Annotated in this window: 1 protein-coding gene; it reads left to right on the forward strand. The window is 47.5% G+C overall.

Annotation, left to right across the window (positions count from 1 at the left end; translation table 11 throughout):
- The first annotated feature begins 194 nt into the window (after nucleotides 1-194).
- Complete coding sequence (locus ACFIK8_RS12915; RefSeq protein ID WP_034453447.1) at nucleotides 195-374, forward strand: hypothetical protein; 180 nt, start codon at nucleotides 195-197, stop codon at nucleotides 372-374.
- Nucleotides 375-556: the final 182 nt, after the last annotated feature.

The following is a 556-nucleotide window of genomic DNA, read 5'->3' on the forward strand; positions in this document are numbered from 1 at the left end:
TGCTTTCTACTTAAGGTGTTTGGGGGCAGGAGATGTGTCTGGGAGAGGCAGACAAGAGAGAAGTGTTCAGGTGATGACGCCTCTCATGGGAAGGCCCCTATGAACACCTATAGGGGTGGGGCGTTATGCTTAATGGGGGGGAAAGGGGTGAGTGTGCTTGATGAAGGGGGGGACGTGGAGACAGCACGTGGAGGATGTGTTTGGGGGAAGTTCTTCTTTACTACGCTGGAAATACCCAAAATAAGATCAAACTGGAACCACAAAAACACAAGGCAGTTCTCTTTACATCGCAAAAGGCTGCAGAGTACATGGCGGAAAATTTGGCGAAGAAATATCTCCGCGATGATTTTTCTGTTGTGCAACAGCATGGTTGAGAATCTTTTGCCATCAACAAACGGAAGGATGCAAATTTCAAGACCTTTTGTAAGGTGGTGGATGGCTCCTTAAGACAGCAAGTCAAAATATCCAAGCTGCTTGATTGCTTTCTACTTAAGGTGTTTGGGGGCAGGAGATGTGTCTGGGAGAGGCAGACAAGAGAGAAGTGTTCAGGTGATGA

The sequence above is a fragment of the Bartonella sp. MR168JLCBS genome (assembly GCF_042194175.1).